Source organism: Actinomadura sp. KC06 (assembly GCF_004348735.1).
GTDB lineage: Bacteria > Actinomycetota > Actinomycetes > Streptosporangiales > Streptosporangiaceae > Spirillospora.
This window is the reverse complement of sequence record NZ_SMKT01000269.1, coordinates 1-6,970: the sequence shown is the minus strand read 5'-3', so window position 1 is coordinate 6,970 and position 6,970 is coordinate 1. Positions and strand designations below refer to the sequence as shown.

Here is a 6,970-nt window from a genome sequence, read left to right as displayed (position 1 = left end):
CCGGATCCCTCCTCCACTGGACCCGCAAAATGATCGAAATCCGCCAACGCCACCCCGTCTTCGGCGTCGGCTCCTACGTCGAACTCTCCGCCTCCAACCCCTCCGTCCTCGCCTTCACCCGCGAGATAAACGGCGGGGACGCCAATCAATGGGGCGGCATGGACACGGTCCTCTGCGTGAACAACCTCTCCCGTTTCCCGCAGCCCGTCGAGCTCGATCTGCGCCGGTTCCGGGAATCCACCCCGATCGAGTGCATGGGCGGCGTCCAATTCCCGGCCATCGGCGAACTGCCGTATCTGCTCACGCTTCCCGGGCACGGCTTCTACTGGTTCCTGCTGCCGCCGCCCGCAGAGCACGACCAGGACAAGAAGTGAGGTAGCCGTGCCGCCGCTCGACCATTCCCTCGTCCGGCTCCTGGCCGGCTGGCTGCCCGGGCAGCGATGGTTCGGCGGCAAGGACGGCCCCATCGACGACCTGTCCATCGGCACCGCCACCGAACTCCGCACCGGCGACCCCGGCCTGCACCACCTCATCCTGGACGTCCGCCAGAACGGCACGACCGATCGCTACCAGGTGCTCCTCGGCGTCCGGCGCGAGCTGCCCGACCCGCTGCGGCCCGTCGAGATCGGACGGCTGTCCGGCGAGCAGGGGATCGAAGGGCATGTGTACGACGCCGTCCACGACCCGGAACTGACCGGTCCGCTGCTCGCGCACATGGCGAACGCGACGACGGTCGGGCCGCTGCGGTTCCGCCGCGCGCCCGGCGCCGAACTCCGCACGGACCTGGACGGCGTGCCCAGCGCGGCCGAGCAGAGCAACACCTCGCTGATCTTCGGCGACGTCCACATCCTCAAGCTCTTCCGCCGCCTCTCCCACGGCGTCAACCCGGACCTGGAAGTCAACCTGGCGCTCTCCCAAGAAGGCTCCGGGCACGTCCCGGCCGTCCACGGCTGGATCGAGCTGGAACCCGGGACGGACGGCGCCGGGAACGAACCGACCACCCTCGCGCTCCTCTCGGAGTACCTGCGCAGCGCCACCGACGGCTGGCAGCTCGCGCTGACGAGCGTCCGCGACTGGCTGGCGCAGCCCACGCCGCCCGGCCCGCCGGCCGGGGCGCCGTCCGGGCCCCTCGAGGCGAGCGACGCGGGCGCCGCCGGCGGCGACTTCGCGGCCGAGGCGGAGCGGCTCGGCGCCGCGACCGCCGAGGTCCACCGCGATCTCGCCGCCGCGTTCGGCGTGGCGCAGGCGCCGCCGTCCCGGGTGCGGGACACCGTCTACGCGATGAACGAGCAGCTCGACCAGGTCAGCGCCGCCGTCCCGGAGATCCGCCCGCACGCCCACGCGCTCCGCGCGGCGTTCGACGAGCTCGCGGCCGGCGCGGCGGCGCTGCCCGTCCAGCGCGTCCACGGCGACTACCACCTCGGCCAGGTCCTGCGCACCGACACCGGCTGGGTGCTGCTGGACTTCGAGGGCGAGCCCGCCCGCACCCCCGCCGAGCGCCGCGCCCCCGCGCATCCGCTGCGGGACGTCGCCGGAATGCTGCGCTCCTTCGAGTACGCGGCGCGGTTCCTGATCGCGCGGAACGGCGACCTGCCGCCGGACACGGCCGACGCGCTGGAGCTGCGCGCCCGGGCATGGGCGGAACGCAACCGGAAGGCGTTCTGCGACGGGTACGCCGCGGCGGGCGGGCACGACCCGGCCGCGCACGCGGCGCTCGTGCGGGCGTTCGAGTTCGACAAGGCGGTCTACGAGATCCGGTACGAGGCGCGGAACCGTCCGGCGTGGCTGCCCGTCCCGCTCAAGTCCCTCGCCCACCTCACCGGCTGAGCGACCGCGAGCGGCCACGCGAAGGCGATCGGTCACGCGGACGCGAGCGCGGTCAGAGGTCGATGGAGTAGTCGAGGACGACGCGGTCGGCGGGGAGCACGATGTCGCGGCAGACCTCCATCACGTCGTCGCGCGACAGCAGCCGCCGCGTGATCGCGAGGACGGGCACGCCGCGGGTCATGCGGAGCGTCTCGGCCTCTTCGGGGGTCGGCATGCGAGAACGGACGGCCTCCTCGACGCGGGTCGGCGGGCGCCCGAGATACGCGAGCTGCGCCAGCGTCCCGCCGGGCCACGGCTCGCGGGCCGGGTCGGACACGGGCGTGTCGCCGACGATGTCCCACGGCAGGTAGTTGACGGAGATCTGCTGCGGCTCGCCGCGCGAGTAGAAGACGAACCGGCGGCGGAGCAGCTCGGTCCCGGACGGCAGCTCGAACAGCGCGCCGAGCTCGTCGTCCGCCCGGACGCGGGTGAACATCCGGTCGAGCCGGTACTCCTCCCAGGTGATCTTCTGGTCGCGGGTGAACGTGGTCTCCGGGACCGCCAGCGGCCTGGTCACGGCGCGGTAGCGGTCCATCGCCACCCGGCGCGCGGGCGGGACGACCCGGACGAGCGTGCCGCCGCCGCGGCGCGTCTCGACCAGCCCCTCCCCGCGCAGCAGGGCGACGGCCTGCCGCACGACGATTTCCGAAACGCCGTGCGCCTCGCACAGGTCGGCGATGGTCGGCAGCCGCGTCCCTGGCGGAAGGCTGCCGTCCCGGATCCCCTCTCGCAGCGTGTCGGCGATGCGCAGGTAGGCGGGACGGTCCGGCACCGGCGTCACCTCCCCTTCCTTCCGGGCGCGCCTTCCGGCCGTTCGAGTAGGCGTTCGACGCGGCGTTCGATCCTGCTCCGCCCTCCCTTTGATCCATACCTTCCATGCGCTATCCGCGGGGGCACGGTCCGCTTACGGACAGCTTGACACCTCTCGGCCCGAGTAAGACTTTTGTATACAGAAGAGCGGCCTCGGGGAAAGGACGACCTTGATGGGCGACTTCGATGATCTGAAGGCGGCCATCGAGGAGGAGTTTCCGGGCTGGCAGGTGTGGCGCAGCGACGCGGGACGCTGGTACGCGACCCGCAGCGGCGATCTCACCGATGCCCAGCTACAGGCGGGATACGCGATGACGGTGGCCGCCGACGACCCGGCGGGCCTCCGCCGGCTGCTGGTCGACCAGACGCGCGAGGAGCGCGGGGAGAGGTGACGCGACGTCATGGGGAACGGTGCGGCCCGGTCCGCGTGCGGGGGCGGACCGGGCCGGGACGTTCCGGTACGGCAGGTACCTGTGGCGCTGAGGTGACACAGGAGTGGATTCCACGGTGGCGGGGTCGATGTCACCGCTGGGGCCAGGTAGACGTGGCCGCACGGGCGGCGCTAATCGGCGCGACCCCCTCGACAAAGAGTCGCGCCGTCCGTGCGGTCGCAACACGCGTCCGGCCTCCGGGCCGGACCCTCCTGACCGGGAAACTCTCAAGCTCCCGGAAACAGGTTCCCCAGGGACGTGAGATCGGCGATTCTCGGGGCACCTCTCTTGCATGGCACGGGTCACGCGCGCGGAGATCGACCGGCTCGTCGGCGGCGACCACCACGATCCGCACGGCGTGCTCGGCGCGCATCCGGGCCGGGACGGCGTGACGGTCCGGGCGCTGCGGCCGCTGGCCGAGCGCGTCGAGGTCGTCCTGCCGAACGGCGACCGGCATCCGCTCCGCCACTTCCACCAGGGACTCTTCACCGGGACGCTGCCCGCAGGCGCGTCGCTGTCGGGGGACGACGACGGCGCGGCGCCGCTCGCCGTCCCCGACTACCGGCTCGCCGTCACCTACGCGGGCGGCGGCGAGACGATCCAGGACGACCCCTACCGCCACCTCCCGACGCTCGGCGAGCTCGACCTGCACCTGATCGCCGAGGGACGGCACGAGGAGCTGTGGCGCGCGCTCGGCGCGCAGGTCCGCGGCTACGCCTCGGCGTTCGGCACGGTCACGGGGACGGCGTTCGCGGTGTGGGCGCCGACGGCGCGCGGCGTGCGCGTCGTCGGCGACTTCAACCACTGGGACGGGCGCGGGCACCCGATGCGCTCGCTCGGCTCCACCGGGGTCTGGGAGCTGTTCGTCCCCGGCGTCGGCGACGGCACGTGCTACAAGTTCGAGATCCTCGGCGCGGACGGCGTCCTGCGCACCAAGGCCGACCCTATGGCTCGGTGCACGGAACGTCCTCCCGCGACGGCGTCGCGGGTCTACACGTCGTCCTATGAGTGGGGCGACGGCGAATGGATGGACGGCCGCAAAGACCGCGACTGGCTCCACGAACCCATCAGCGTGTACGAGGTGCATCTCGGTTCGTGGCGTCCAGGGCTGGGCTATAAGGAGCTCGCCGACGAACTGACCTCGTACGTGCGCGACATGGGTTTCACGCACGTGGAGCTGTTGCCGGTCGCCGAGCACCCGTACGGACCGTCCTGGGGCTACCAGGTCACGTCCTACTACGCGCCGACCGCACGGTTCGGCTCCCCGGACGACTTCCGCCACCTGGTCGACCGCCTGCACCAGGCCGGTATCGGCGTCCTCATCGACTGGGTCCCGGCCCATTTCCCCAAGGACGAGTGGGCGCTGGCCCGTTTCGATGGCACCGCCCTGTACGAGCACGACGATCCGACGCGCGGCGAGCACCCCGACTGGGGGACGCTCGTGTTCAACTACGGACGCGCAGAAGTCCGCAACTTCCTGGTGGCGAACGCGTCGTACTGGCTAGAGGAATTCCACATCGACGGGCTGCGCGTGGACGCCGTCGCCTCGATGCTGTACCTCGACTACTCGCGCAAGGAAGGCGAGTGGACGCCCAACATCTACGGCGGCCGCGAGAACCTGGAGGCCATCTCGTTCCTCCAGGAGATGAACGCGACGGTCTACAAGCGCAACCCGGGCGTCATGACGGTCGCCGAGGAATCGACGGCGTGGCCTGGCGTGTCGCGTCCCACGCATCTCGGCGGGCTCGGGTTCGGGTTCAAGTGGAACATGGGCTGGATGCACGACACGCTCGAATACCTCCGCCACGAGCCCGTGTTCCGGCACTACCACCACAACGAGATCACGTTCTCGCTGGTGTACGCGTTCTCGGAGAACTACGTGCTGCCGCTTTCGCACGACGAGGTCGTCCACGGCAAGGGGTCGCTGCTGAGCAAGATGCCGGGCGACGCGTGGCAGCAGTTCGCCGGGCTCCGCGCCCTGCTCGCCTACATGTGGTCGCATCCCGGCAAGCAGCTGCTGTTCATGGGGCAGGAGTTCGGGCAGGGCGCCGAATGGGCCGAGGAGCGCCCGCTCGACTGGTGGCTGCTGGAGAACGCCGCCGAAGGCGCCCACCACCTGGGCATGCAGAAACTCGTCCGCGACCTGAACCGCGCCTACAAGGACGAGCCCGCACTGTGGACGCGCGACAGCGACCACGAAGGCTTCCGCTGGATCGACGGCAACGACGCCGGCGGCAACACCCTCTCCTACCTCCGCTACGGGACGTCCAAGGCCGGTTCCCAGGATGCGGCCCAGGGCGGCGATCCGCCCGTCCTGGCGTGCGTCGTCAATTTCGCAGGCAACCCGCACGAGGACTACCGGCTCGGGCTGCCGCGCGAAGGCAGCTGGCGCGAAATCGTCAACACCGACTCCTTCGACTACGGAGGCAGCGGCGTCGGCAACCTCGGACGCGTCGAGGCGACCGCCGAACCCTGGCACGGCCTGCCCGCGTCCACGGTCCTGCGCGTTCCGCCTCTGGGAGCGGTGTGGCTCGTCCCTGAATAAAGTGGCGGAATGACCACCGCGCAGCGTCTGCACATCGTCCCGTCACAGTTCATGGTGGAGCACCTTCCGAACGCGACGTTCCCCGATGACGACGAGTGGATCGCCCTAGTACGCGCCCCCGAGGGACTCACCGTGGTCAGGGACGCGTCCCCCTTCGCGGAGGCGGAACGCTGGATCGGCTTCTACGGCGACGCGAGCCACGGGCTGGAGACACCTGGAATGCTCGCCGCGATCGTCGGCCCACTCGCCGCTGCCGGAATATCGGTTTTCGTCGCGTCCACCTTCCACGCCGATCTCGTCCTCGTCCCCGAGCACCGCCTCAAGGACGCGATCACGGCGCTCCGCGACGCCGGCCACCGCGTGGAGAACTCAGCCGGAACCCTGCCCGCAGGCTAGAGGCGTTCGAGGAGCCAGCGGGGGCCGGTGACGGCGGCTCCGGCGGCCCGGCACCGGGCCTTCAGCTCCCGGTCGGCCGTCACCACCAGCTGGACGGTGTCGGGCCCCGCCTCCCGCACGAGCTCCACGATCCGGTCGTCGCCGCTGCCCGGAGCCGCCACGACCTTCACCCCGTTGGCCGGTGCGTCGGCGACACCCCTCGCCGCACCCTCGACCACCAGGACGATCTCCGGGAAGCAGCGGTCGAACGGGACGACCCCGTCCGGGACGCCCCGCACACCGGCGTCGAGGGCTTTCAGGTCGTCGCGGAGCCTGGCGTTCGCGCCCGCCCGGTCCTTCCACCAGCCGTCGGCGCGGGCGCCCACGACGTTCGCCGCGTCCACGATGAGGACGAGACCCTTCATCGCGTCCTGCAACCGCGGCCACGACCGCGCGAACGGTGCGAACAGTTTCCGGTCGGTGACTTCCTCTGCGCGCACCCATTCAGCACGGCGCGTCTCCCTCGACGCGGGCTCGACGGGAACGTGCTCGGTCAGCGAACCCATCACGGACGTGAACGACCAACCGCCGTGGTCTTCGACGCTCGTACCGTGCACCGTCACGGTCCCGACGTCGAGCGTGCACTCCTCGGACGTCTCCCGCAGGGCGCCGGTCACGGCGTCCTCATGGCTGTGCAGCGCGCCGCCGAACATGCCCCACGTCCCGCCACCGAGCCCCCACCACGCGCGCTGCTGCAACAGGATCCACAGCTGGCCGTCGGCGTCGCGATGGTAGGCGAGCAGTCCGGCCGCGCCGAAGCGTCCCCAGTGCGTGTGACCGAGGTCGCAGCCGGCCCAGCCGTCGCCGTCTCCCATGTGACGACGATATCCGCTGCCCGATCCCGGTACGGTCGATGCGTCGTCGGCACCTCCCCCGCTCAGCG

7 protein-coding genes are annotated in these 6,970 nt (G+C 71.2%); 5 read left to right on the top strand and 2 right to left on the bottom strand.

The window, feature by feature from the left end:
- Positions 1 to 374 (top strand): alpha-glucosidase C-terminal domain-containing protein (locus E1287_RS40965; protein WP_207934769.1); only part of this gene is annotated, 374 nt, incomplete at its 5' end.
- 7 nt (positions 375 to 381) lie between these two features.
- Positions 382 to 1,827, top strand: a complete 1,446-nt coding sequence (locus E1287_RS40960; protein WP_131971162.1) for a phosphotransferase — start codon at positions 382 to 384, stop codon at positions 1,825 to 1,827.
- Positions 1,828 to 1,879: 52 nt separating this feature from the next.
- Here the strand turns inward: E1287_RS40960 and E1287_RS40955 are convergent, their stop codons facing one another.
- On the bottom strand, positions 1,880 to 2,647 hold the full coding sequence (locus E1287_RS40955) for a GntR family transcriptional regulator (RefSeq protein ID WP_243719790.1): 768 nt from the start codon (positions 2,645 to 2,647) through the stop codon (positions 1,880 to 1,882).
- A 202-nt stretch (positions 2,648 to 2,849) separates the two neighbouring features.
- Here E1287_RS40955 and E1287_RS40950 point away from each other — a divergent pair, with 202 nt between their 5' ends.
- From E1287_RS40950 to E1287_RS40940, 3 genes are all read left to right on the top strand, one after another.
- The gene (locus E1287_RS40950) at positions 2,850 to 3,068 is read left to right on the top strand and encodes a hypothetical protein (RefSeq protein WP_131971160.1); all 219 of its coding nucleotides are present in this window, start codon (positions 2,850 to 2,852) and stop codon (positions 3,066 to 3,068) included.
- Positions 3,069 to 3,399: 331 nt separating this feature from the next.
- Complete coding sequence (gene glgB, locus E1287_RS40945) at positions 3,400 to 5,652, top strand: 1,4-alpha-glucan branching protein GlgB (RefSeq protein ID WP_131971158.1); 2,253 nt, start codon at positions 3,400 to 3,402, stop codon at positions 5,650 to 5,652.
- Between the two features lie 9 nt (positions 5,653 to 5,661).
- Entirely contained in the window at positions 5,662 to 6,048 is a 387-nt protein-coding gene (locus tag E1287_RS40940) for an ACT domain-containing protein (protein WP_131971156.1), read from the top strand.
- Here the strand turns inward: E1287_RS40940 and E1287_RS40935 are convergent.
- The gene (locus E1287_RS40935; RefSeq protein ID WP_131971154.1) at positions 6,045 to 6,902 is read right to left on the bottom strand and encodes an NUDIX domain-containing protein; all 858 of its coding nucleotides are present in this window, start codon (positions 6,900 to 6,902) and stop codon (positions 6,045 to 6,047) included. The two genes, E1287_RS40940 and E1287_RS40935, sit on opposite strands and share 4 nt — an antisense overlap.
- Positions 6,903 to 6,970: the final 68 nt, after the last annotated feature.